General features: G+C 68.2%; 22 protein-coding genes and 2 tRNA genes. 14 read left to right on the top strand and 10 right to left on the bottom strand.

Annotated features, from left to right (window positions below; genetic code table 11):
* The first annotated feature begins 181 nt into the window (after positions 1-181).
* Positions 182-1069 (top strand): sugar kinase, encoded by an 888-nt coding sequence (locus ET475_RS09845; protein ID WP_242497589.1) that lies wholly within the window; start codon positions 182-184, stop codon positions 1067-1069.
* A 3-nt stretch (positions 1070-1072) separates the two neighbouring features.
* On the opposite strand, the gene ET475_RS09850 is transcribed toward ET475_RS09845, so the two are convergent.
* A complete protein-coding gene (locus ET475_RS09850; RefSeq protein WP_129389293.1) occupies positions 1073-1387 on the bottom strand; it encodes a hypothetical protein in 315 nt (104 codons plus the stop codon).
* A gap of 125 nt (positions 1388-1512) precedes the next feature.
* A complete protein-coding gene (pgm, locus tag ET475_RS09855; protein ID WP_129389297.1) occupies positions 1513-3153 on the bottom strand; it encodes a phosphoglucomutase (alpha-D-glucose-1,6-bisphosphate-dependent) in 1641 nt (546 codons plus the stop codon).
* A gap of 77 nt (positions 3154-3230) precedes the next feature.
* Between pgm and pheA the strand changes: the two genes are divergently transcribed.
* The gene (gene pheA, locus ET475_RS09860) at positions 3231-4187 is read left to right on the top strand and encodes a prephenate dehydratase (RefSeq protein ID WP_242497590.1); all 957 of its coding nucleotides are present in this window, start codon (positions 3231-3233) and stop codon (positions 4185-4187) included.
* Positions 4188-4662: 475 nt separating this feature from the next.
* Here pheA and ET475_RS09865 read toward each other — a convergent pair whose 3' ends face one another.
* Complete coding sequence (locus ET475_RS09865) at positions 4663-5715, bottom strand: MsnO8 family LLM class oxidoreductase (protein WP_129389303.1); 1053 nt, start codon at positions 5713-5715, stop codon at positions 4663-4665.
* Between the two features lie 209 nt (positions 5716-5924).
* On the opposite strand from ET475_RS09865, the gene ET475_RS09870 reads away from it, so the two are divergent.
* The 6 genes from ET475_RS09870 (at position 5925) to ET475_RS09895 (ending at position 12799) form a co-directional block, all read left to right on the top strand.
* A complete protein-coding gene (locus ET475_RS09870; protein WP_129389306.1) occupies positions 5925-6557 on the top strand; it encodes a TetR/AcrR family transcriptional regulator in 633 nt (210 codons plus the stop codon).
* 31 nt (positions 6558-6588) lie between these two features.
* Positions 6589-7596: a LacI family DNA-binding transcriptional regulator gene (locus tag ET475_RS09875; protein WP_242497591.1), complete on the top strand. Its 1008-nt coding sequence runs from the start codon at positions 6589-6591 to the stop codon at positions 7594-7596.
* A 145-nt stretch (positions 7597-7741) separates the two neighbouring features.
* Complete coding sequence (locus ET475_RS09880; RefSeq protein ID WP_207205328.1) at positions 7742-9373, top strand: glycoside hydrolase family 13 protein; 1632 nt, start codon at positions 7742-7744, stop codon at positions 9371-9373.
* A 46-nt stretch (positions 9374-9419) separates the two neighbouring features.
* The gene (locus ET475_RS09885) at positions 9420-10802 is read left to right on the top strand and encodes an ABC transporter substrate-binding protein (RefSeq protein WP_129389315.1); all 1383 of its coding nucleotides are present in this window, start codon (positions 9420-9422) and stop codon (positions 10800-10802) included.
* A gap of 69 nt (positions 10803-10871) precedes the next feature.
* Positions 10872-11840, top strand: coding sequence for a carbohydrate ABC transporter permease (locus tag ET475_RS09890; RefSeq protein WP_207205329.1), 969 nt, complete (start codon positions 10872-10874; stop codon positions 11838-11840).
* Complete coding sequence (locus tag ET475_RS09895; RefSeq protein WP_129389318.1) at positions 11825-12799, top strand: carbohydrate ABC transporter permease; 975 nt, start codon at positions 11825-11827, stop codon at positions 12797-12799. The genes ET475_RS09890 and ET475_RS09895 overlap by 16 nt, the downstream gene beginning before the upstream one ends.
* Positions 12800-12803: 4 nt before the next feature.
* On the opposite strand, the gene ET475_RS09900 is transcribed toward ET475_RS09895, so the two are convergent.
* Positions 12804-13781: a diacylglycerol/lipid kinase family protein gene (locus ET475_RS09900; protein WP_129389321.1), complete on the bottom strand. Its 978-nt coding sequence runs from the start codon at positions 13779-13781 to the stop codon at positions 12804-12806.
* A 49-nt stretch (positions 13782-13830) separates the two neighbouring features.
* On the opposite strand from ET475_RS09900, the gene serS reads away from it, so the two are divergent.
* From serS to ET475_RS09915, 3 genes are all read left to right on the top strand, one after another.
* A complete protein-coding gene (gene serS / locus ET475_RS09905; protein WP_129389325.1) occupies positions 13831-15096 on the top strand; it encodes a serine--tRNA ligase in 1266 nt (421 codons plus the stop codon).
* Positions 15093-16085 (top strand): HAD family hydrolase, encoded by a 993-nt coding sequence (locus ET475_RS09910; protein ID WP_207205330.1) that lies wholly within the window; start codon positions 15093-15095, stop codon positions 16083-16085. Before serS ends, ET475_RS09910 begins: the two co-directional genes overlap by 4 nt.
* 859 nt (positions 16086-16944) lie before the next feature.
* Positions 16945-17029 (top strand) — tRNA-Ser (locus ET475_RS09915).
* Between the two features lie 328 nt (positions 17030-17357).
* Here ET475_RS09915 and ET475_RS18135 read toward each other — a convergent pair.
* From ET475_RS18135 to ET475_RS09930, 3 genes are read right to left on the bottom strand one after another with little or no spacing between them, the layout of a single operon-like run.
* The gene (locus ET475_RS18135) at positions 17358-17519 is read right to left on the bottom strand and encodes a response regulator transcription factor (protein ID WP_242497593.1); all 162 of its coding nucleotides are present in this window, start codon (positions 17517-17519) and stop codon (positions 17358-17360) included.
* Complete coding sequence (locus tag ET475_RS09925; RefSeq protein ID WP_129389331.1) at positions 17492-20287, bottom strand: ATP-binding protein; 2796 nt, start codon at positions 20285-20287, stop codon at positions 17492-17494. The genes ET475_RS18135 and ET475_RS09925 overlap by 28 nt, the downstream gene beginning before the upstream one ends.
* An 11-nt stretch (positions 20288-20298) precedes the next feature.
* Positions 20299-20517 carry a hypothetical protein gene (locus tag ET475_RS09930; protein WP_129389334.1) on the bottom strand — a complete coding sequence of 73 codons (219 nt, stop codon included), beginning with the start codon at positions 20515-20517 and terminating at the stop codon, positions 20299-20301.
* A 166-nt stretch (positions 20518-20683) separates the two neighbouring features.
* Here ET475_RS09930 and ET475_RS09935 point away from each other — a divergent pair.
* Positions 20684-20775, top strand: a tRNA-Ser gene (locus ET475_RS09935).
* A gap of 60 nt (positions 20776-20835) precedes the next feature.
* On the opposite strand, the gene ET475_RS09940 is transcribed toward ET475_RS09935, so the two are convergent.
* From ET475_RS09940 to ET475_RS09950, 3 genes are all read right to left on the bottom strand, one after another.
* Positions 20836-21270: a cupin domain-containing protein gene (locus tag ET475_RS09940; RefSeq protein WP_129389337.1), complete on the bottom strand. Its 435-nt coding sequence runs from the start codon at positions 21268-21270 to the stop codon at positions 20836-20838.
* Complete coding sequence (locus ET475_RS09945) at positions 21267-21827, bottom strand: TetR/AcrR family transcriptional regulator (RefSeq protein ID WP_129389340.1); 561 nt, start codon at positions 21825-21827, stop codon at positions 21267-21269. The genes ET475_RS09940 and ET475_RS09945 overlap by 4 nt, the downstream gene beginning before the upstream one ends.
* A 149-nt stretch (positions 21828-21976) precedes the next feature.
* Positions 21977-22348, bottom strand: a complete 372-nt coding sequence (locus ET475_RS09950; protein WP_129389344.1) for a VOC family protein — start codon at positions 22346-22348, stop codon at positions 21977-21979.
* A 191-nt stretch (positions 22349-22539) separates the two neighbouring features.
* Between ET475_RS09950 and ET475_RS09955 the strand changes: the two genes are divergently transcribed.
* A complete protein-coding gene (locus tag ET475_RS09955; protein WP_129389348.1) occupies positions 22540-23235 on the top strand; it encodes a hypothetical protein in 696 nt (231 codons plus the stop codon).
* Between the two features lie 226 nt (positions 23236-23461).
* The gene (locus tag ET475_RS09960; RefSeq protein WP_129389351.1) at positions 23462-23848 is read left to right on the top strand and encodes a YciI family protein; all 387 of its coding nucleotides are present in this window, start codon (positions 23462-23464) and stop codon (positions 23846-23848) included.
* The last annotated feature ends 11 nt before the right edge of the window (positions 23849-23859 follow it).

Genomic DNA, 23859 nt, shown 5'->3' on the forward strand with positions numbered 1-23859 from the left:
ATCGCGACGAGACCCGTCATCTCATCGTGGCTGACCGGCAGCTCGTCATCGCACCGCGCTGGTCGTTGCACTCGGGGGTGGGAACCACGGCATACTCGTTCGTATGGGCGATGGCGGGAGAGAATCAATCCTTCGACACTGGGGACGCGACACCGATCGCCGATCTGAGGCGCCGGGTCCCGTGCTGCTGGCGGTAGGCGAGACCATGGCCCTGGTCGCGCCGGCGGTCGCGGGTCGAGTGGTCGACGCCGAGCTGTTCCGCCTCGATGCGGGCGGTGCCGAATCGAACGTCGCCGCGCACGTGGCCGCTCTCGGTCAGCAAGCCCGTTGGTTCAGCCGGTTGGGCACCGATCCGCTGGGCGATCGCGTCGCACGCCAACTGGCGATGCGCGGCGTGCAGCTTGACGGTGTCATCCGCGATCCCGATCACCCGACGGGACTCTACGTGAAAGATCCGGGCAATGGGGTGCGCTATTACCGGGCGGGGTCGGCAGCATCCCATCTGACTCCGGCCGATGTCGATGCTGTGGACTGGACCGACGTCGAGGTGCTGCACATCTCGGGGATCACCGCGATCCTGTCACCGTCGGCGGCCGCGTTCCTTGATGCGCTCATCGCGCGTGCGCGGTCGCGCGACGTGGCGGTGAGTTTCGACGTCAACCATCGGGCGGCGCTGTGGGATGCCGCAACGGCCGCTCCGACGCTGGCCGCGCTCGCGCGCCAGGCCGACATCGTCTTCGTCGGCCGCGACGAAGCCGAAGGCCTGTGGGGCACCCCGACGGCCGAGGCGACCCGGGCCCTGCTGGGCGAGGTTCCCGAGCTCGTCGTCAAGGACGGCGACGTCGGTGCGACAGTGTTCGTCGACGACGAGGTCGTCTTCGAGCCCGCGCACCGGGTCGAGGTCGTCGACGTGGTCGGTGCCGGTGATGCGTTCGCCGGGGGATACCTGGCGGCTCTGTTGGGCGGGGCAGACCACGGCGCACGCCTGCGCGCCGGACATGAGCGCGCGGCGCTGACCCTGACGACGACGGGCGACTCGATCATCGAAGAAGTGCCCGTCATTCGCTGAGATTCAGCGCGATGTGCGCAGCAGGCGTGGCGGCGGTCCCTCGAGGCGGGCCACGGCGATCTTGACATCGACGAGTTCTGCGCGCACCCCGACGATCTCAGCTTCTATTTTCTCGAACCGGGCGTCGACCTTGTCGAACCGGGCGTCGACCTTGTCGAACCGCGCGTCGACCTTGTCGAACCGGGCGTCGACCTTGTCGAACCGAGTGTTGATCCACCTCGCCTGCCGAGACAGGAGCCCGGCGACACCGCCGAGGAACGTGACGGCGGCGACGAAGATCGCCACGATCACGCCGATGACGTCCGGTGTCACGGTCATGCCCCCATTCTCCCGCGCCGACGGCGGGATGTCACGAGAGTACCCCGATGCGAATCCGCGTGTTCCTCCTGCGCGGGGATCGGTGGACAAGTAGCAGGATGCCCTCGCTGGGGAGGAGCCCCGCCCTACTCCCCGAGGGCCGTGCTGACGACGGTGCGGGCCTCTTGCTGCACCTGATGCAGGTGCTCCTCGCCCTTCAACGACTCCGCATAGAGCTTGTAGACATCTTCGGTGCCCGAGGGGCGGGCGGCGAACCACGCGTGCTCGGTCTGCACCTTGAGCCCGCCGATCGCAGCCCCGTTGCCCGGCGCATGCGAGAGCTTGGCGGTGATCTGTTCGCCGGCCAGCGACGTGGCGCTCACATCGTCGGGCGACAGCTTGCCCAGCGCCGCCTTCTGCGCAGGCGTCGCGGGCGCATCCACGCGCTGATAGGCAGACTCGCCGAACTCGGCGGTCAGCTCCGCATAGCGCTGCGAGGGCGTCTTGCCGGTGACCGCGAGAATCTCCGATGCCAGCAGGCACAGCAGAATGCCGTCCTTGTCGGTCGTCCACACGCTGCCGTCCTTGCGCAGGAACGAGGCCCCGGCCGACTCCTCACCACCGAACGCCACCGAGCCGTCGAGCAACCCCGGTACAAACCACTTGAATCCGACCGGCACCTCCAGCAGACGACGATCGAGGGATGCCGCGACCCGGTCGATGATCATCGATGAGACGAGGGTCTTGCCCACCGCGGCATCCGCCGGCCACTCCGGCCGGTGCGAGAACAGATAGTCGATGGCGACCGCCAGATAGTGGTTCGGATTCATCAGGCCCGCGTCGGGGGTGACGATGCCGTGCCGGTCGGCGTCGGCGTCGTTGCCGGTGAGGATGTCGAACTCCTCACGCCGCGCCACCAGTGCCGCCATCGCCGAGGGCGAGGACGGGTCCATCCGGATCTTCTCGTCCCAGTCCAGCGTCATGAAGCGCCAAGTCGGGTCGACCTCGGGATTGACGACGGTCAGGTCGAGCTCGTACATCTCGGCGATGAGTGCCCAGTATTCGACCGAGGCGCCTCCCAACGGGTCGGCGCCGATGCGGATGCCGGCCGTGCGGATGGCCTCCACGTCGATGATGGAGCCCAGGTCGGCGACGTATTCCTGGCGGAAGTCGTAGCGTCCCAGCGTTCCTGAATCGATGTCGGCGAAGCGGGTGCGCCGCACCTCTTCGAGGCCGTCGGCGATGAGCGCATTGGCGCGGTCGGCGATCCAGCCGGTGGCGTCGGTGTCGGCGGGGCCGCCCGAGGGCGGGTTGTACTTGAAGCCGCCGTCGGCCGGCGGGTTGTGACTGGGGGTCACCACGATGCCGTCAGCCCGTGCCGGGTCTGCGGCATCCCGCCCCCTGTTGTAGGTGAGAATCGCGTGGCTGAGCGCCGGGGTGGGCACCCAGGCATCCCGTGCGTCGATGCGCACGTCGACGCCGTTGGCGACGAGCACCTCGATCGCGGTGCGCTCGGCCGGTCGCGACAGGCCGTGCGTGTCGCGACCCAGAAAGAGCGGGCCGGCGATGCCCTGTCCGGTGCGATAGTCGACGATGGCCTGCGTGGTGGCCAGGATGTGGTCTTCGTTGAAGCTGCGGTTCAGGCTCGATCCGCGGTGGCCGCTGGTTCCGAACACCACTCGCTGAGCGGAATCGGCGGCATCGGGTTTCAGGTCGTAATAGGCGTTGATGACTTCGTCGATGTCGATGAGGTCGGATTCGGCGGCGGGCTGTCCTGCACGGCTCATGACCCCAGTCTGCCTGGTTCGGGGCAGGGATGACACTGTGAAAATGGGATGGCCCACCGGCTCGCTAGGCTGTGACGGTGAGCTCTGACGCCGAGGCAGCCGTCCGCACCTACAGCTATCTGGGTCCGGCGGGCACTTTCACCGAGGCGGCGCTGGCGCAGGTGCCCGAGGCGCGCGGACAGGTCTGGCACCCCGTCCGCAATGTCGGTGAGGCCCTCGACGACGTGGTCAGCGGGCGGTCGGATGCCGCGATGATAGCGATCGAGAACTCGGTCGACGGTGGCGTCTCGACCACGCAAGACGCCCTGGCCACCATGCCGGGGTTGCGCATCGTGGGGGAGTACCTGGTGCCGGTGCAGTTCGTGCTGGTGGGTCGGCCCGGCGCGACGCTGGCCGATGTCTCGGTCATCGCGGCGCACCCGGTTGCCTATGGGCAGTGCCTGGTCTGGCTCGGCGACGCGCTGCCCGCGCACGCGCATGTGCCCTCGTCGAGCAATGTCGCCGCGGCACTCGACATGCTCGACGGTGTCGGCGGCGCGGATGCCGCGATAGCGCCGCCCGGCATCCTCGAGCATCACGATCTGCAACTGCTCGCCGAGAACATCGGCGACAACCCGAAGGCCGTCACGCGCTTCGTGCTCGTCTCGCGCACTGTCGCCCCGCCGCCGCCCACCGGTGCCGACAAGACCTCGCTCATCGTCGAGCTGCCCGACGACCACCCTGGAGCCCTGCTCGACATGCTCGAGCAATTCGCGACGCGCGGCATCAACCTGTCGCTGCTGGCCTCGCGACCCATCGGCGACGAACTGGGACGCTACCGCTTCGTGGTCGATGCCGACGGCCACGTGCTCGACGAGCGCATGGCCGACGCCCTGCTCGGGCTGCGCCGGTTCAGCCCGCAGGTCGTGTTCTTGGGGTCGTACCCGCGCGCCGACCGCGCAATAGTGCACTACCCGAGCCGCTACTCCGACGACGTGTTCGTCGAGGCCCGCGACTGGCTGCGCGGCCTCATCTCGGGCGAGCCCGAGGAGTAGGCGGCGCGGGGTGCGGACCCCGCGGCGCCGCGCTGTCGGCCTCTCCCTGGCTCGTCGGCCTCTCCCTGGCTCGTCGGCCTCTCCCTGGCTCGTCGGCCTCTCCCTGGCTCGTCGGCCTCTCCCTGGCTCGTCGGCCTCTCCCTGGCTCGTCGGCCTCTCCCTGGCTCGTCGGCCTCTCCCTGGCTCGTCGGCCTCTCCCTGGCTCGTCGGCCTCTCCCTGGCTCGTCGGCCTCTCCCTGGCTCGTCGGCCTCTCCCTGGCTCGTCGGCCTCTCCCTGGCTCGTCGGCATTTCTCCTCGCCCGAGCCGAGGAGAAATGCCGACGCGAGGATCTTTTCACGCTTTTCGGTCCTCGCTTCGGCAGGTCTCCTCGCCTGAGCCGAGGGGCGGCGCGCAGCCGGCGTGCGGCAGCGGCTGGTGCGACGCGCATCGCGCTGGCAGCGGAGGGATGCTGCGGGCCCGGGGCGCGCCGCGACCTCAGTCGCGCCCGAGCGCGGCGGCCAGCAGCTCGAGCGTCTGCACGCGGCCGGGGGCGGCATCCATCGGCTCGCCCTCGTAAGACCCCGCGATCGGCGAGATCATGACCTCGTCGACGCCCCATCTCTGGGCGAAGGCCCGCAGAGCGGTGGCCACCTCGTCGCCGGTGCCCACGAACCACTTCGCCCGCATGCCGTCGACGATCGTCTGGGCCATGCCGTCCAGCCGCTCTGCCTGAGCCTGTTCGACGGTCTCGAGGGGTTGCATCGGCTTGTTCGTGCGCAGGCGGGCCATGCTGCGCAGCTGCGGCAGGGCGCGCTCTTCGGCCTCGGCGGCCGTCGGCGCTGCAATCGCGTTGGCGGTCAGGAAAGTGCGCGGCTCGGGATGCTGCGGTGAAGGCTGATACTGACTGCGATACAGCTCAAGGGCGCGCTGCAGCCCTTCGCCCGAGAAGTGGTTCGCGAACACGTAAGGCAAGCCCAGCGACGCCGCCAATTGCGCCGAGTAGTCGCTGGATCCCAGCAGCCACACCTCGGGCGCACCGGTGGCGGCCGGAGTCGCGTGCACATCGTACGTTCCGCCGCTGGTGAACTGCACGGTCGCGCCCTCGGCGCCGACCAGGCGCGTGATGTCGCGCACATGCTCGGGAAAGCGCTCGACGTCGCTGGTGGTGCCCGACATGCGCAGCAGCTGGGTGATGACCGGGTCGCTGCCGGGCGCCCGCCCAATGCCGAGATCGATGCGGCCGGGGGCGAGGGCCTCGAGCGCCGCGAACTGCTCGGCCACCACGAGCGGAGAGTGGTTGGGCAGCATCACGCCGCCCGATCCGATGCGGATGCGCGAGGTGCGTGCCGCCGCGGCGGCTGACAGGACCGGAGGGGTGGTCGAGGCGACCGCCGGCATGTTGTGGTGCTCCGCGAACCAATAGCGGCGGAACCCGAGTGCGTCGGCACGGGCGGCGAGGGCAAGCGACGCCGCGACCGCCTGGGCGCTTGTCTGTGACGTGCGTACGGGCACGAGGTCGAGAACGGAGAGTGCGGGAGAAGTGCTCATCTCTGACCACAACACACCCAGGTACCTGTTGCATTCCTGTGGCGCCGGTGGGTACCGGATCCCACGCGGCACCCACCGTCGCTCCCGGCGTGGTCCCCAGAACCCGCACCGAGGAGACGTCACATCCACAGAACCGGACGCAACCGTCCGGTTCAATGATGACACGGATCTCATGCGGGCGCCAAGGGCCGCCGGGCTAGCCTGGAACCGTGCCATACGGGGGAGCTTCCACGCGTGCTGATGCGCGGGCGAACCGACGCAAGCTCCTGGATGCCGCGGGTGCACTGATCGCAGAACGCGGTATCGACGTGCCCCTGCATGAGATCGCCGACCGCGCCGGGGTGGGTGTGGGCACCCTCTATCGCAACTTCGCCGACCGCGATGCCCTGCTGCTGGCGCTGGGCGACCGTTCGGCGCAGCGGTTCAAAGACATCGCCCGCGCGGCAGCGGCGGCCCCGACCGCGTGGAAGGCCATCGAGATCTACGTCGACGGGTACATCGCGCTGTACACGGATTTTCCCTGGATGGTCGATATGCGGGTGGAGGACCGCCGGCTGCGGCGCCGCGACGACGAGGATGCCGCAACCGCGCAAGCCGTCGTCGATCGCGCACATGCCGAAGGCACGCTGCGACCCGACGCGGGGATGCCCGACATCGCTTTCGCGGCGACCATGGTCGCCGCCATGACCTACCTGCCACAGCCCGTGCGCGCGAGCATTGTGCCGCGCCTGCGTGACATCGTGCTCGACGGGCTGCGGGCCGAGGGGTTGCCGAGGCCGCCGTTGGGAGCGTCGACGATGTCAGTCGACGAGTTGAAGGCGTTTGTTCGCCCGCTTGCGTGAATCACGCAAGTTCTTGCGTACACTGAGGGTCATGTCGAAACGCCTTGCCGAGGTTGCCCGCAAAGTAGGAGTCAGCGAAGCGACGGTCAGCCGTGTGCTCAACGGCAAGCCGGGTGTTTCGGATGCCACTCGTCAAGCCGTGCTCACGGCGCTCGACGTGCTCGGCTACGAGCGTCCGACAAAACTGCGCGGCGAGCGCGCGCGCCTTGTCGGGCTCGTGCTGCCCGAGTTGACGAACCCGATTTTTCCCGCGCTCGCCGAGATCATCGGCGGCGCGCTCACCCAGAACGGCTACACCCCGCTGCTGTGCACCCAGAATGCCGGGGGGATCACCGAGGCGGACTATGTCGACCTGCTGCTGCAGCAGCAGGTATCGGGGGTGGTCTTCCTCGGTGGGAACTACAGCCAGGCCGACGCACCGCACGAGCACTACGAGCGACTACGCGATGTGAAGCTGCCCACCGTGCTGGTCAACGCGCGCATTCCGGGTCTGTCGTTTCCCACCGTGTCCACCGACGACGCCGCCGCCGCCGAGCAGGCAGTGTTGCACCTTTATCAGCTCGGGCACCGGCGTATCGGCATGCTCATGGGCCCGGCCGATCACATTCCCTCGCAGCGCAAGCTCACGGCCGCGGCGCCCCTACTGGAGCGACTGGGAGCACCGCTGCGTGCAGACATGGTCGTGCAAGGGCTGTACTCGCTCGAGTCGGGGCAGGCCGGAGCAGCTCGTCTCATCGATGGCGGGGCCACGGCTGTCGTCTGCGCCAGCGATCCTCTGGCGCTGGGTGCCGTGCGCGCGGCACGGCGGCGGGGGCTGAGCGTGCCCGGGCAGTTCAGCGTGGTCGGCTTCGACGATTCCGCACTGATGAGCTGCACCGAACCGCCGCTGACCACCGTGCGTCAGCCGATCGAGTCGATGGGGCGCACTGTGATCGAGCTGCTGCTCTCGCAGATCGCCGGCACTGCCGAGGCGGGCGATGAGCTGCTCTTCGAGCCTGAGCTCGTGCTGCGCGCCTCGACCGGGCCCGTTCCGGCGTAGGCATCACGCGGTGGCGGTGATCGGCCCGTTTCCCGCGCCGTGATGCAATCGTGATTTTGCGAGTATTTGTCAACTACTTGCGCGGTGACGGTTGAGAAGCTACATTCTTCATCAATCGCACGACCCCGATGATCGAGGAGCCGCAGTGGACAGTGACGTCGACGACCCGCAGTGGTGGCGCAGCGCCGTGATCTATCAGGTGTATGTGCGCAGCTTCGCTGACGGCAACGGCGATGGCACCGGCGATCTCGCCGGAGTCCGTGAGCGGCTGCCCTACCTGAAGGAGCTCGGCGTCGACGCTCTCTGGTTCACGCCCTGGTATCCCAGCCCGATGGCCGACGGCGGGTATGACGTGCAGGACTATCGCGCGATCGACCCGCGCTTCGGCACGCTGGCCGAAGCCGAGGCGCTCATCCGTGAAGCGCTGGCCGTCGGCATCCGCACGATCATCGACGTCGTCCCCAACCACATCAGTGCCCAGCATCCCTGGTTCCAAGCCGCGCTGGCCGCCGGCCCCGGCAGCCCCGAGCGCGAGAGGTTCTGGTTCCATCCCGGCAAGGGCGCCGACGGAGGCGAGATGCCGACGCACTGGGAGTCGAACTTCCAGGGCACGACGTGGACCCGCACCACCAACCCCGACGGCACCCCCGGCGAGTGGTATCTGCACCTTTTCGCCCCCGAGCAGCCCGACCTCAACTGGAACCATCCCGATGTGCGGCGCGAGCACGAAGATGTGCTGCGCTTCTGGTTCGACCGTGGTGTGGCAGGGGTGCGCATCGACTCCGCCGCGCTGCTGATCAAGGATCCCGACCTGCCCGAAGTGGGGGAGAAGCCCGACCACCCCACCGAAGACCGCGACGAACTGCACGACGTGTACCGGTCGTGGCGGGCCATCGCCGATTCGTACCCCGGCACGCGGGTGCTCGTCGGTGAGATCTGGCTGCCCGACATCGAGCGGTTCGCCAAGTACCTGCGACCCGACGAGATGCACACCGCCTTCAACTTCGACTTCCTCGCTCGCCCGTGGGGTGCTGCCTCGTTCCGCGAGTCCATCGACGCTACCCTCGCCGCACACGCACCGGTGGGCGCGCCCAGCACCTGGGTGCTCTCCAACCACGATGTGACGCGACCGGTCACCCGGTACGGGCGCGAAGACACCGCCTTCGCGTTCCTGAAGAAGCGGTTCGGCGTGCCCACCGATCCCGACCTGGGACTGCACCGCGCCCGCGCGGCGGCCCTTCTGGTGGCCGCCCTGCCCGGCAGCCTGTACATCTACCAGGGCGACGAGCTCGGTCTTCCCGAGGTCGAGGATCTGCCGCGCGAACTCCTCCAAGACCCCATGCACTACCGCTCCGGCGGCGTCGACCCGGGGCGGGACGGATGCCGCGTCCCGTTGCCGTGGGCCGGCGATCGCCCGCCGTTCGGCTTCAGTCCCGACGGCGTGACCACGTGGCTTCCGCAGCCCGCGTCGTGGCGGGACCTGACCGTGCAGACGCAGCAGGACGATCCCGATTCGACGCTGAATCTGTACCGCGCCGCGCTGCGGCTGCGCCGCGGCATCCCTGACCTTCCCCTCGAATGGATGGCGGGGCTCGACCCCGACGTCCTCGCCTTCCGACGCGGCGGCACCTTCGCCTGCGTCGTCAACACGGGCGATGAGCCCGTGTCGCTGCCCGCGCACGACACCGTGCTGCTGACGAGCGTGCCGCTCGACGGTGGGATGCTGCCGGGCGATGCCGCCGCTTGGATCCACACCACCCACCACACCGAGGGATGACCCGACGTCACGAGGCCGACGTCGCCCTCACACGAAAGGAAAGACGATGAAGTCACCAGGAAAGGTCCTGCTCGCCGGTGCACTCACCGTCGGCACGATCGCCGCACTCGCCGGCTGTTCGTCCGGCGACGGCGCCGCGAGCGCCGACGGAAAGATCCACCTCGTCGTCGCCCCGGTGCTGCCGGGTGCGACCGCCGACGCTCTGAAGGCCCTCGGCGACCGCGTCGCCGAGTTCAACAAGGCGAACCCCGACATCGTGGTCAAGGCGATCGAGTACCAGTGGACCGGTACGACCTTCGCCGCAGAGTTGGCCGGCGGCACGCTGCCCGATGTGTTCAACGTGCCGTTCACCGACTCGAAGACGTTGGCCAACAACGGGCAGCTCGCCGACATCACGACGCCCTTCAAGAAGACCGCCACCGCCGACAAGTGGAACAAGAACGTGCTGGATGTCGCCACCGGCGACGACGGCAAGATCTACGGCATCCCGTGGGGTCCGTACGCGATGGCGCTCTCGTACAACCGGGAGATCTTCCAGAAGGCGGGACTTGACCCCGACAAGCCGCCGACGACGCTCGACGAGATCGCGCAAGACGCCAAGACCATCTCCGAGAAGGTGCCCGGTGTCGCCGGGTACATGCAGATGACGCAGGGCAACACCGGCGGTTGGGAGCTCGCGACGCTGACCCAGGCTCTGGGCGGCCGGTTCGAGCAGGTCGGCGCCGACGGCAAGGTCACCGTCAACACGAACAACGACCAGACCAAGCAGGGGCTGGCGTGGCTGAAGAGCATGCGCTGGGATGACGAGTCGATGGGCAAGAACTTCCTGTTCGACTGGTCAGGCATCAACGAGGCGTTCGCCTCGGGCAAGATCGCCATGTACATGAGCGGCTCCGATGTGATCGGCTCGCTCATGCAGGCCAACGGGTTCGACCAGACCAAATACGGCGTGGCCACCTTCCCGGTCGCCAGCGACGCCAACGCCGGCATCCTCTCCGGTGGCAACGTCGACGTCGTCAACGTCAAAGACACGCCCGAGCAGATCGCCGCCGCGGTGAAGTGGATCGACTTCTACCGCACCCAGCCGACCGTCGATAAAGACGCCGCCATCAAGAACGCGCAGACGTTGCAGGCCGGAAACCAGGCGGTGAACGCGCCGACGCTGCCGGTGTTCGACAAAGAGACCTGGGAGCAGAACCAGGAGTGGATCAAGCCGTACGCCAACATCCCCGCTGAGAACCTGAAGCCGTTCACCGACAACATCTTCGACCAGACGATCGTTCCCGAGCCGCCGGCACACACGCAGGATCTGTATGGGGCGCTGGATGCGGTCGTGCAGGCCGTGCTCACGGACAAGAATGCCGATGTCGACACGCTGCTGAGCGGTGTCGACAAGAAGATCCAGGCGCTCGTCGACGCCGACAGCTGACGCCGACACCGCCGTGACGTGCGGTCGGGATGCCCCCGCCCGACCGCACGTCTTACCCGGAAGCACCCCATGACTGTGACAGTGATCGATGATCCGGATGCCGCGACCGGCGACATCCTCTCTCCGCCCCGCCCCGGTCGGCGCCGCAGCCCGCTCACCTGGGTGCAGCGCGGGGGCCTGACCACGCTGCTGTTCCTGCTGCCGACGCTGATCATCTTCGGCGTCTTCTCGTGGACCCCGATCGTCGAGGCCGTGGTCATGAGCTTTCAGAAGACGAACCTGGTCACCCCGGCGGTGTTCGTCGGCTGGGACAACTTCCGGGCCGTCTTCGACGACCCACTGTTCTGGACCGCCATCCGCAACACCGGGTACTTCGCCGCGCTCGCGCTGCTGTTCGGCTACCCGCTGCCGCTGGTGGCCGCGGTGCTGATGAGCGAGTTCAAACGGATGAAGGGCCTCTACAGCGTTCTCGCCTACCTGCCGGTGGTCATTCCGCCGGTGGTGAGCGTGCTGCTGTGGAAGATCTTCTACGACGCCAATCCCAACGGCGTCTTCAATCAGATCCTGGGATGGTTCGGCATCCCCGCGCAGCCGTGGATTCAGAGCGCCGCCTCGGCGATGCCCTCGCTCGTGCTCGAGGCCACCTGGGCCGCCGCCGGCAGCACCATCATCATCTACCTGGCCGCGCTGACCTCGGTGGCGCCCGAGTTGTACGACGCGGCAGAGGTCGACGGCGCCTCGGTCTGGGGCAAGATCTGGCACGTGACGCTGCCGCAGCTGCGCGGCATCCTTTTCATCACCCTCATTCTGCAGATCATTGCCACGGCGCAGGTCTTCTTGCAGCCGTTCCTGTTCACCGGCGGCGGCCCCGCCAACTCGACCACGACGATCCTGCTGCTGATCTACCAGTACGCCTTCACGAACAGCCTGGGCGTCGGGGTGGGCAAAGCCACCGCGCTCAGCCTGATGCTGGCGGTCTTTCTGGCGGTGCTGTCGATCGTGTACTTCCGGGTCACCAAGAGATGGAGCGACAATTGACGACCTCGGCCCCCGCCCCCGTCGCAGATCAGCTGCACCGGCCGGTACGCCGCCGGCGCCGGCGCGCGTCGTCCGCGGACTCCGCCGACCGCCACATCCTCTCGCGCGCCGATTGGCAGCGCCCGCACATTCGCATCTTCGGCACGATCATCAACGTGCTGCTGGGGGTGTCGCTGGTGGCGGCCGGCCTGCTGCCCCTGCTGTGGCTGCTGAAGTCGGCCATCACTCCCACGCAAGAGACGCTGACCAACCCGCTGGCGCTGTGGCCGACCGAGATCGCGTGGTCCAACCTCGCCAAGGCGTGGAACGACGTGCACATCGGCGACTTCTTCTTCAACACGATAGCGATGGCCGCCGGCTCGTGGGCTGTGCAGCTGATCGTGGCGACCACGGGCGGCTTCGCGCTCTCGGTGCTGCGACCCGCATACGGCAAGATCATCAGCGGCCTGGTGCTGGCGACGCTGTTCATCCCCGCCGTGGTGCTGCTGGTGCCGCTGTATCTGACCATCCTGCATCCGCCGCTGATCGGGCATTCGCTGATCAACACGTTCTGGGCGGTGTGGCTGCCCGCCGGGGCGAGTGCCTTCAACGTGCTGCTGGTGATGCGGTTCTTCGACTCGCTGCCGCGTGAGGTCTTCGAAGCGGCGCGCACCGATGGGGCCGGCACGTTCCGGCTGTTCTGGTCGGTCGTGCTGCCGATGTCCAAGCCCATTCTCGGCGTCGTGTCGATCTTGGCGATAAACGCGTCGTGGGCCGACTTCCTGTGGCCGAACCTCGTGCTCAGCGACATCAAGGTTCAGCCGCTGTCGGTGCGATTGCCGCAGATCGCGGCCTCGACCGACTTGGGCGTATACCTGGCCGCCCTGACGATAGCGACCCTCATCCCGGTCGTGATCTTCCTCGTGTTCCAGCGCGCCTTCCTCAACAGCGGAGGCATCGGCGGGGCCGTGAAGGGGTGAGCGGCTAGGCCCGCGGCAACGCGACCAACAGCGCACCCGGCAGCACCCGGCAGCGGATGCGCACGGCCTCGCCGAACTCATCGCCGTCCAGTTGCACCGGCTGCGGATCGTCGACCCCTGCTTCGATCTGTGTGCCGCGCAGATACCGCACCGAGGAGTCGTCGCGCCGCTCGACGATGCGCCGTCCCGAGCGCGTGCGCCGCAGCACCGAGTTGTCCCACCACACCCGGCGCCAGACCGCGAGCCAGCCGAAGCGCCCGCCGGGTTGGATGAGTGCGGCATCCAGAGTGCCGTCGGTGATGGATGCCTCGGGCACGAGCGCTATGCCCGCCGGAAGCGTGCCGCAGTTGGCGAACAGCATGCTGTGCACCTTGGCCGAGTGCAGCCGCCCGCCCTCGCGCTGGTACATGACCCGGAACGGCTCGGCACCGCCCAGTGCGCGCGCCGCGCCGTCGACATAGGCCACCCACCCGACGGTCTTCTTCAGCTGCGGGCGCGTGTGGGCGATCATGGCGGCGTCGAGCCCGATCCCGGCCATCACGACGAAACCGTGCTCTTCGGCGGTGCCGTCGGCACGGGTGAGGGTGGCCATGCCGATGTCGATGGCCTCGATGCGGTCGCCGAACGTGGCACGGATGACCCGCTCCTGGTCCAGCAGCGGCAGGTTCAGATTGCGCGCGAGCAGATTGCCGGTGCCGCTGGGCACGATGGTCAGGGGCACGCGGCTCTGCGCCAGTGCCTCTGACACCGCCCGCACGGTGCCGTCGCCTCCGGCGACCAGCACGGCGTTGACTCCTTCGCGCAGCGCGCGGGTCGTGGCATCCTGCCCCAGATCCTCGGGGGTCGTCTCATAGAACAGCGGGCGATGCCATCCGGCGTCTTTCGACGCCTTCTCGACGCGCTTGCGCAGCCGCTTCTTGTCGACCTTGATCGGGTTGTAGACGAGTGCCGCCCGTTTCGCGGGATCGGGCTCGTCGCTCATGGCCCCACGATACCGGCGGCGGGCGGATGCCGCTGGCTAGACTTGTCGGATGATCGATCCCGTTCTTCTGCGCGAGAATCCCGAGCTGGTCAAGCACTCCCAGATCAAGCGGGGCGAGGAGCCTTCGTCGGTGGACGAGGCGCTCGCCGCCGACGCGGCGCGCCGCGCAGCGCTCACGGCGTTCGAGCAGCTGCGTGCCGAGCAGAACGCGCACGGCAAGAAGGTCGCCGCTGCGCCCAAGGAGGAAAGGGCCGCCCTGGTGGCGCAGGCCAAAGACCTCAGCGCGCGGGTCAAGCAGGCTCAGCACGCTGTCGCGGCCGCTGAAGAGCACGCGACCGAGGTCTTCTCCCGCATCGAGAACGTGGTGATCGACGACGTGCCGGCCGGCGGCGAAGAGAACTTCGTCACGCTGCGCACGCACGGCGAGGTTCCGACCTTCGATTTCACGCCGCGCGATCACCTCGAGATCGGTGAGCTTCTCGACGCCATCGACATGGACCGCGGCACGAAGGTCTCGGGCAGCCGCTTCTACTTTCTCAAGGGTGTGGGGGCGCGGCTGGAGTATGCGCTGCTCTCGCTCGGGCTGCAGCGGGCCATCGACGCGGGCTTCGTGCCGATGATCCCGCCCACTCTGGTGCGCCCTGAGGTGATGCGTGGCACCGGGTTCCTCGGCCAGCATTCCGACGAGGTGTACCTGCTCGAAAAGCAGGACCTCTACCTGGTGGGCACCAGCGAGGTGCCGCTGGCCGGCTACCACATGGACGAGATCATCGACCTGTCCGGCGGCGCGAAGCGCTACGCCGGCTGGTCGACCTGCTACCGCAGTGAGGCCGGCTCGTACGGCAAAGACACCCGCGGCATCATCCGCGTGCACCAGTTCAACAAGCTCGAGATGTTCGTCTACACGACGCCCGAAGAGGCCGAGGCCGAGCATCTGCGCCTGGTCGGCATGCAAGAGGGGATGCTGCAGGATCTGGGTCTTTCGTACCGGGTCATCGATGTCGCCGCCGGCGATCTCGGCTCGTCGGCCGCGCGCAAGTACGACATCGAAGCGTGGGTGCCCACCCAGCAGGCGTACCGCGAGCTGACCTCGACCTCGAACTGCACCACGTACCAGGCGCGCCGGCTCGACATCCGATACCGACCCGACGGGGGCAAGACCCAGCATGTCGCGACGCTGAACGGCACGCTGGCGACCACCCGCTGGATCGTGGCGCTGCTGGAGACGCATCAGCGCGAAGACGGCTCGGTGTTCGTGCCCGAGGTGCTGCGGCCGTACCTGGGTGGACTCGACGTGCTGGAGCCCGTGGCGTGACGCGGCTGCCTGAGACCGGTTCGATCGAGGTCGATTCTTCCGACGAGGCCGTCGAGCTCATCGAGCAGGTCGCCGAACATGTCGCGACGCGCCTGCTGATAGCGCTCGACGTCGACGGCACGGTGCTGCTCGAAGACGAGTCGCCCAGCCCGGGAGTCGTTGCTGCGGTCGGCGACGCGCACGCGGCAGGACACGAGGTGATGCTGGCGACCGGACGCAGCTGGGAGGGCACCCGCGGCATCCTGCAGCTGCTCGAGCTCGAGCCCGAATACGTCGTCTGCTCGAACGGCGCCGTCATCATGCGCAGGGTCGACGGGCCCGGGTACGGGTCCGGGGCCGGGTCCGGGTCCGAGTCCGGCCGCGGGCCCGGCTCGGGCGCCCGCTCCGGCTACGGCTACGGCTCGGGTTCTGGCTCTGGCTCCGGCTCCGGCTACGAGCGGTTCCACACCGAGACGTTCGATCCGACCGAGGTGCTCCAGCTCATCCACGACAACGTCACCAAAGCGCACTACATGGTCGAGTTGGCCGACGGCACCCGCCTGTACACCGAACCGATGGACGACTGGAACCTCACGCATGCGCAGCGCGTGCCGTTCGTCGAGCTGTCGGCGCAGCCGGTCTCGCGTGTCGTGGTGGTCTCGCCGGGGCAGACCGAGCAGGACTTCGTCGATCTCGTGCGTCGGATCGGCTTGAACCAGGTCTCGTACGCGATCGGCTGGACGGCGTGGCTCGACATCGCCCCGATGGGGGTGGACAAGGCCAGCGGCCTCGAACTCGTGCGCGGATGGCTCGGCCACGACCCAGCGCATGTGCTGGTGATCGGCGACGGTCGCAACGACCTGGGCATGTTCCGCTGGGCCCTGGAGAACGGCGGTCGCGCGGTCGCCATGGCGCAGGGCCCGCAGGAGGTTCGGGATGCCGCGGGCGAGACCACCCTCTCGGTGGCCGACGGCGGCGTCGCCGCCGTGCTGCGCAAGCTCGGGCGCTGAGCGCTTTCGCCGGGCGCTGAGCGCCTCCGGGCATTGAGCGGCGTGCCTCTCCGGTCGTTGAGCGAGCGCAGCGAGTCGAAACGACGTCAGGCACCCACGCCCAAGCCAGGAGCCCCGTCCCAAATCGTCGCTTCGTGCCCGCGATGCGGTGAGATGGGACGGCGTTTGCGGCCGCGCCTCCGGCTGCCGTCCCGAAGTGTCGCTTGAGGGCGGGGATGCGGCGATATGGGACGGCATTTGCTGTGGCGCCTCCGGCTGCCGTCCCGAAGTGTCGCTTGAGAGCTTGTGATGCGACGAGATGGGACGGCGTGCGCTGTCTGCCCCCTTTCGCGCTGCGAGGTGCCGTCCGGATGTGTCGCTTCGGGTGGGGATGCGACGCTTTGGGACGGGGCGGGCCTCTTCTTTCCGGCCGTGTCCCCGCTCGTGCCTCCGAGCGCCGTCCCGATGTGTCGCTTGGGTGTGGGGATGCAGCGATATGGGACGGCGCTTGCTGTGGCGCCTCCGGCTGCCGTCCCGAAGTGTCGCTTGAGAGTTGGGGATGCGACGAGATGGGACGGCGTGCGCTGTCTGCCCCCTTTCGTGCTGCGAGGTGCCGTCCGGATGTGTCGCTTCGGGTGGGGATGCGACGATTTGGAACGGGCCTGCCTCTTCTTCCCGGCCGTGTCCCCGCTCGTGCATCCGAGTGCCGTCCCGAAGCGTCGCCTCATACCCGTGATGCGGCGATATGGGACGGCGCTTGCTCTGGCGCCTCTGGCTGCCGTCCCGAAGTGTCGCTTGAGGGCGAGGATGCGGCGATATGGGACGGGCACGAGAGCCGAAGCGTCACCGGTAGACTCGTTCCTCGACGGTTTCGCCGTCTGGAGGGTTGTCCGAGCGGCCGATGGAGCTGGTCTTGAAAACCAGTGGGCAGAGATGTCCCGTGGGTTCGAATCCCACACCCTCCGCTCTTGAGATGTTGCCCAGCTGCCGAGCAGAGCTGATGTCGCATGGATGCCGCGTGGAGTGAATCCGCACCGACGCGGCGTGAGCGCAATCCCGCGCCGACGCCGCGTGGAGTGAATCCGCACCGACGCGGCGTGAGCGCAATCCCGCACCGACACGCGTGGAGTGCATCCGCGCCGCGCTGAGTGGGCCGGCGCCACGTGAGGTGAGTCCGCACGGCCCTGCGTGCGCCGACGTTGAGCGATGCTGATGCCGCACCGACGCGGCCTGGGATGCCGCATCCCGGCCACTCCCGAACGCCGCTATGCGGCCGCCCGGTGTACGCGGCGGCTACGCGACCTGACGCGTGGCGAGCACGGCGGCCTCGGTGCGGCTGGCGACCCCGAGCTTGCGCAGGATCGCCGAGACGTGCACGCTGGCGGTCTTGGTGCTGATGTAAAGGCGCTGGGCGATCTGTCCGTTGCTCAGCCCCTCGGCGAGGAGGTCGAGCACCTGTCGCTCGCGGCTGGTGAGCTCGGCCAGTGCGGCATCCGGATCGCCGACGACCCCGATGAGCCTCGACGCCTCGCCGCCTCGCCGAATGCGGCGACGTCACGCCGCAGCGGTTCGTGTACGAGGGCTTCGGCGTGGGTGCGCGCATCCGCGAGAACGGCGGACGCCTGCGCCCGCTCCCCGGCGGCGACGAGGCTGCGCGCGAGCTCGAGACGGGTTGTCACCCGGAACGTCGCCGGCATGTCTGGATCTTCGGCGCTCTCCACGGCGCGGGCGAGCGCATCGGGATTCGGGTCGAGGAAGGCGGTCAGGACGCGCTCCCAGGTTGCCGGGCGCAGAGCTGCGGGCACGGCCTTCCAGGCGTCGTCGACCCGAGCGACCAGATCTTCGACGCCGTCGCCGCGGGCACGGAGCGTCGCGATGACCGGACCCGCGTCGAGGAGAATGCGTGTGATGTGTGCGGTGCGTTCGCCCCGGTCGTCGATGGCTTCGCGGATGACAGCCCGCGCCGCGTCTGGATCATCGGCCGCCTGCGCTATCGCCAGGCGGGCGTGGAGGCCGTAGAACCAAACCTGTCGCTCGAAGACCGCGGCCGCCGCTATCGCGGACTGCTGCTGTCGCAGCAGCGCCTGTGCAGCCTCGGCGCGGCCGTGCCAGCTGAGGGCACGAGCGCGCGATGTCGTCGTGTACATGCGGAACACCGGGAACGTGCGCAGTTCAAGATCGCTGGCGAGAAGCTCGTCGACGCGGTCGATCTCGCCGAGTTCAAGCAGCGGCTGCACCATGTTCTGCGTCAGCAGCGACCCGGTCGTGCGGGCCAGCCCAGCCGCGCGCGCGTGCGCGAGGCCTTCTTCTGCCACCGTGAGCGCCTCGTGGTACCTGCCGAGGACCGTGAGCAGATCGGAGTAGTTCACGTCGTAGCGCAGCTGCGCGTTGGCATCGCGGGCATGCTTGTGCGCCGTCGCGTAATCGGCCAGGCCGCCGGTGACATCGCCGGAGTGAGCCCGGGATGCTCCGCGCACATTGAACGCGACGGACAGGTGCTGGTCGGACCCGGCCTCCAGAGCGATCTGCGCTGCCCGCGAGGCCATCGCGATCGATTCATCGGCCCGACCGGCGACCATATGCCGTGCGGCCAGCAGATTGAGCACGCCGGCAGCCAACGTGGGGTCGTCGATGTGCGCGTGCTCGATCACATCCAGGGATTCCGCCAGCAGTTCGGCCGAACCCGGGCGGCCGAGGTTCACGAGATACACGGCCTTGTCGCGCAGCAGTCGGGCATGCAGCGCCGGCTCGACGTCGGAATGCTCCACCTCGCTGAGGGCGCGGTCGACCACTGCCAGCGCTCGCTCGCTCTCGCCGGCGTTGCGCAGGATCGACGCAATCCGCTGCAACAGGGTGAGATGGTCCATGCCGGCCGCCGACTCGGGGTCGTCGACCTGATCCCACAGGTCGAGCACCATGCGTCCGAAGCGCGCGGCCGTCGAGAACGCGTATCGCCTCTTTGCTGAGAGCATCGCGGCGACAGCCGCGACCAGAGCGCGCCGACGTTCATGCGCGTGTCGCCAATGGTGTGCGAGCGCAGCCTGCAGATCGCGGCGTGGATCAGCATCCATGAGCGCCTGCAGGTGCTCGGCGTACGCGCGATGCAGAGCCGCGTGCTCACCTGGCAGCAACTCGGCGTGCACCGCCTCGCGAAGCAGCGCGTGCCGGAAGGTGTAGCGGTCGTCATCGACGATGAGGATGCCGGTGGCCACTGCCTCTCGGATCGCTTCGTTCAGACGCTCGTCGTCGAACCCGGTCAGGGCGACGAGAGTGTCGTGCTCGAGTGGCGCATCGGACGCAGAGATGACGCGGACAGCAGCCGCGGCATCTTCCCACAGCTGTCCGTAGCGGGCCAGTAGCACGTCGCGCAGGGTGTCGGGAAGGGGCCCGTCGGTGCAGCATGCGAGCTCTTCGATGAAGAACGGAATGCCCTCGGCCCGCTCGTCGAGCCGATCGGCGGCGTCGATGTCGTCGGTGCTCCCCAGCGAAGCGACCAGCTCGCGCACCGATGCGCGATCAAGACGCTGGAGCGTGATGCGCTCGAGCAAGTGTGCCCGCTCGGCTTCGCCGACGAACAGACGTACCGGGTCGGCGCGCCGGCCTTCATCGCTGCGCCAGCCCAGCACGACGAGCAGCCGCCCGCGGGTGACCACGCGCAGCAGGAAAGAGAGCAGTGTGAGCGTGCCTTCGTCTGCCCAGTGCAGGTCTTCGATCACGAGCACAAGCGGCCGGTGCTCGGCCAACGACTCGACGGCGGTGACGAATGCCTCGCGCAGACGCTCGGGTGTCGGCGCCACGTCGGGAGGGGGGATGGATGCCGCGATCTCGGGTGATTCGGCGAGCTCGGGCATCAGCAGCAGAAGCGCGGGACGCCCGGGCCCGGCGGCTCGCCAGAGCGCTTCTGCGCCGCGTTGCGTCGCGATGTCTCGCAGCAGTCCGAGCACGGCGCCATAGGGCGCCGGAGTGCCGCCGAAGTCCACGGCACGGCCCGTCGCGACGTCGGCACGGTCGGCGAGGGAAGCCGTGAACTCGCGGATAAGGCGAGACTTTCCCATGCCGGCCTCACCGGCGACCACGACAGCGGTCGGCTGCCCGCCTCGGGCGCGCTCGAACAGTGCACCGAGGCGCGCGAGTTCTTCGTCACGCCCGACCATGGGGGCCGCCGTGGCCGCCGATGTCGCAGAGAAGGCCATGCCCTCCATGGTGCCAGTCACCGCCGACATCGGGACCCGCGTCACGAAGCATGCGCGGAGTCGCACGTCGTTGACTGCGGATGCACGGCATGGCGAAGCGGATGGAACAACCGCGCGATCGTGCTGATCCACCGTTTGCGCGGTAGCCGGACGATCTGCTCCGGGTGCTCGCGTACGAAACGTGCACGCTCCGCGTTCCGGGCGCGTTCCTCGAGTTCCTGCGTGATGATGTCGTATCCGAGTGAGGGATGCATGGTCATGATGACTCCTTCGATGCACCACTTACGCTCGTCGCTAAGGTAGGCCCCCTACATCGGACTCATGCCCTATTTGCGCGCCTCAGTACCTCAGGCCAGCGGTTCGTCGGGTAGCTGCAGACCGGTTATCATGGACAGACGCGTTCGCGCCTTCGGGTGCCGGGCGCATGGAGACGTCGCATAGTCAGGCCTAGTGCACCACCCTGCTAAGGTGGAGTCCTCGCAAGGGGACCGAGGGTTCAAATCCCTCCGTCTCCGCCAGATAAAGGCCCCGAGAACCGCAACATCATGCGGGACACGGGGCCTTTCTCGCGTCTGGCCTCAGCTTTCCCACGGCATGGGGCGGTCGGGAGCACGTCGGCTGTCGTCGGGGAAGTGGGGCAGGGGGCTGCCGCCGCCACGGATGCAGAGCCATCGCAGTTCGGTGTCGCTGTCCGGGAGCGCGCGCCACGTGCGCAGCACTCCCTGCCCGACGCGCACGACCGTTCCGGCGCTGACGGGGACGACGTCATCATCCAGCCCCATCTGGCCGTGGCCGTCGAGGAACACGTACAGCTCTTCCACCTTGGCGTGCTCATGCCAGTAGCCCGCCTGCTCTCCGGGGGCGAGCGCGTTCGCCGACATCCCGATGTACTGCATCGTCAGCTCGTGATCGACGATGCGTCTGCCTTGGCGTGACCGTGTCTGGTCGAAACCACCGAAATGGCTGCGCCATTCGGCGGGTGCACCGATCTCGACAACCTCGTAGTCACTCATTCTTTCTCCTCCTCCAGCAGGGCGAACAGGCCGCGCACGGCGCTGCGCATGACGTCGGGATCGCCCGTGGCGCGCGCCAGCACGTAGCCGCCCTGTACGACCGCAACGATCGTCGTGGCGCGCTCCCTGGCGCGGTCCGGTGACAGCCCTGCTTCCTGGAGGACGTCACACACCAGGGTGATCAGATCGGTGAAGTATCCCTCGACCAGTCGGTGCAGGTCATCCTCCGACATGACCAGGGGATCGGAGGTCAGTCGCCCCACCCGGCACCCCGCGACCGCGTCGCGATCACGCAGGAGGTAGGCCCCGATCCGTTCCCGAGCGGTCGCATCGCCGAGCAACTCGGCCTTCGCGGTGCCCAGTTGCTCCTGCACGGTGCGGCCCACCGCTGCCCGCGCGAGATCTCTCTTGGTGGGGAAGTGATGATAGAGACTTCCCTGGCCGACAGCGCTGCGCGCCAGCACGTCCCGCGGCGTCGTCGCAGCGACGCCGCGCTCGGCATAGAGCGCCTGAGCGGCCACGAGCAGTCGGTCGCGAGCATCGGTCTTCTCCGGCACACCGCGAGCATGACATACCTAGAGGTAGGTATGCAAGGCTCCATTCGAGCGTGCGGGTCCACATCGCGGCAACCACAGACGAGCAGCGCGCGACCCGTGTCGCCCAGATCGAGTCTCTGCGCACGGCGGTCGCCCGTCGGTGGGCACATCTACGACGACGCGATGTGGCTGGCCACATTGATCACGCGACCCGTCGGATCGCGCACGAAGAATCTGCGGATGCCCCACGACTCGTCGCGGATGTCTCGCACGATCTCCAGACCCGCTGCTTTCGCCTGAGCGTAGGCAGCATCCACATTCGCGACCTCCACCGAGACGTCAACCGATGTCACCTCGGGATCGACGGCGGTGGGACTGTTCCAGGCCACGATCAGCTGCGTCGTGGGCGTGCTGGTCGACGCGAGCATCAGCATGCCGTCCTGATCCATCGCGACGCGAAAGCCCAGAAACCGCTCATAGAACTCCCGCGCAGCCGTCGGATCATCCGTCACGATCACGGGCATCGCTCTGCGAATCTCCATGAGCACAGTCCTACCAGCCATGGCGCCCAGCGCTGACACCCGCGGCGCGGGGATTGCTCGGCGACGATCCGTCCCGCGCTGACATGCATGACATCGAGCAGGCCCTCAGTGAAGAGGTGAGCTTCGCACTTGCCACCCGTCGCCACCGAAAATCCCTGGTCTGCACCGCCGTGTCGGGCTAAACTTCGCGCATGTCCGACACGGAGGTCCTGCTCGAGCCTTCGCTGGCGGCCTACGAGGCAGACGTCGCGTTCGTGGCCCAAGCGGTGCTCGATGACGCCTCTGTCAGACAATACTGGCCGCGGGCAGCAGAGGAACTCGCGGACGGGCTGGCGGCAATCGACGTCGTCGTGCGGACCCCCGATCGCTCGCTCGATGGCCAGATCGCCCTGCAGCAGCTCGTGCGTCTGAGCATCGACGCCGCAATGGTCGTCGCCCACGCCCTCGACGAGGACGAGCAGCCGTCGCGCGAGTTCATCCGCGACATCCTCGCCGGTGACCGCATCGACCTGCAGATCCTCGACCAAGGTCTGGGGACGGCGTGGACCAAGATCCGGGCGTTCGTCGACCAGCATCCACTTGCGGCAACCGCCGCCTTCATCGGTCTCGTGGGCGTCGCCCTGGTCGTCGCCGGCACCGTGGTCGCCTTCACGAGCGGCGTCGCCGTCACGGGTGCAGCGATCGGATTTGGACTGCAGCTCACGGGTGCGGTGGCGGATGCCGCGGGGACGGTGCTCGGGCTTGCAGACGCCGTCGTGACCGGCGCCGATGTGGACCACAGTGCACGCCTCGACTCGATCGATGCGGCCGCCGTTGCACCTGGATCCACCATCGTCGTCACTGCGGGGGAGGCCGGAGAGAACCCCGATGCACAGCCGCACGGCTGACCCTCGTCGGCCCGCGCGTGAGTCGGACTCGTCGCCGAGGAAGGCGACGTTGACACGTGCCACCGGAGAAGGAGGGTGACGTTGATGGCGACTTCGGATTCCGTGCCGATCCGGGCCAGGTGTCGTATCCGTGCATCGCCGTTCGTGGAGATAGTGGGCGAGCCCGTTCGGGTCTTCGCCGCAGCAGAGCCACGAGGTGGCTCTCGTCGGTCGAGAGGAGACGACAGTGCCGAAGTATTTGATCGCATTCAACGACGAGTGGGTGCCCCCGCACACACCTGACGAACTGCGCCAGAAGGGCGAGGCGTCGCAGGCAGTGCTCGATGAGATGAAGGCCGCCGGGGTCTTCCTCTTCGCGGACGGCGGCCTCGACGCCTCGACCGCGGTGTGCAGCGTCGTGAACAAGGGCGGGGAGCCCGTCTTCACCGACGGGCCGTTCGTCGAGTCGAAGGAGCATCTCGGCGGCTTCACGGTCGTTGAGGTGCCCGACGACGCAACCGCGCGCTACTGGGCCGGGCGACTGGCCGTCGCGCTGGACTGGCCCCAGGAGGTACACCGCTTCCCCTCCGATGTCTCAGAGGTGATCGAGCGGCAGAGGGCCGAGGCCCCGTGACGTGGCGCTCG

Source organism: Microbacterium protaetiae (genome assembly GCF_004135285.1).
GTDB lineage: Bacteria > Actinomycetota > Actinomycetes > Actinomycetales > Microbacteriaceae > Microbacterium > Microbacterium protaetiae.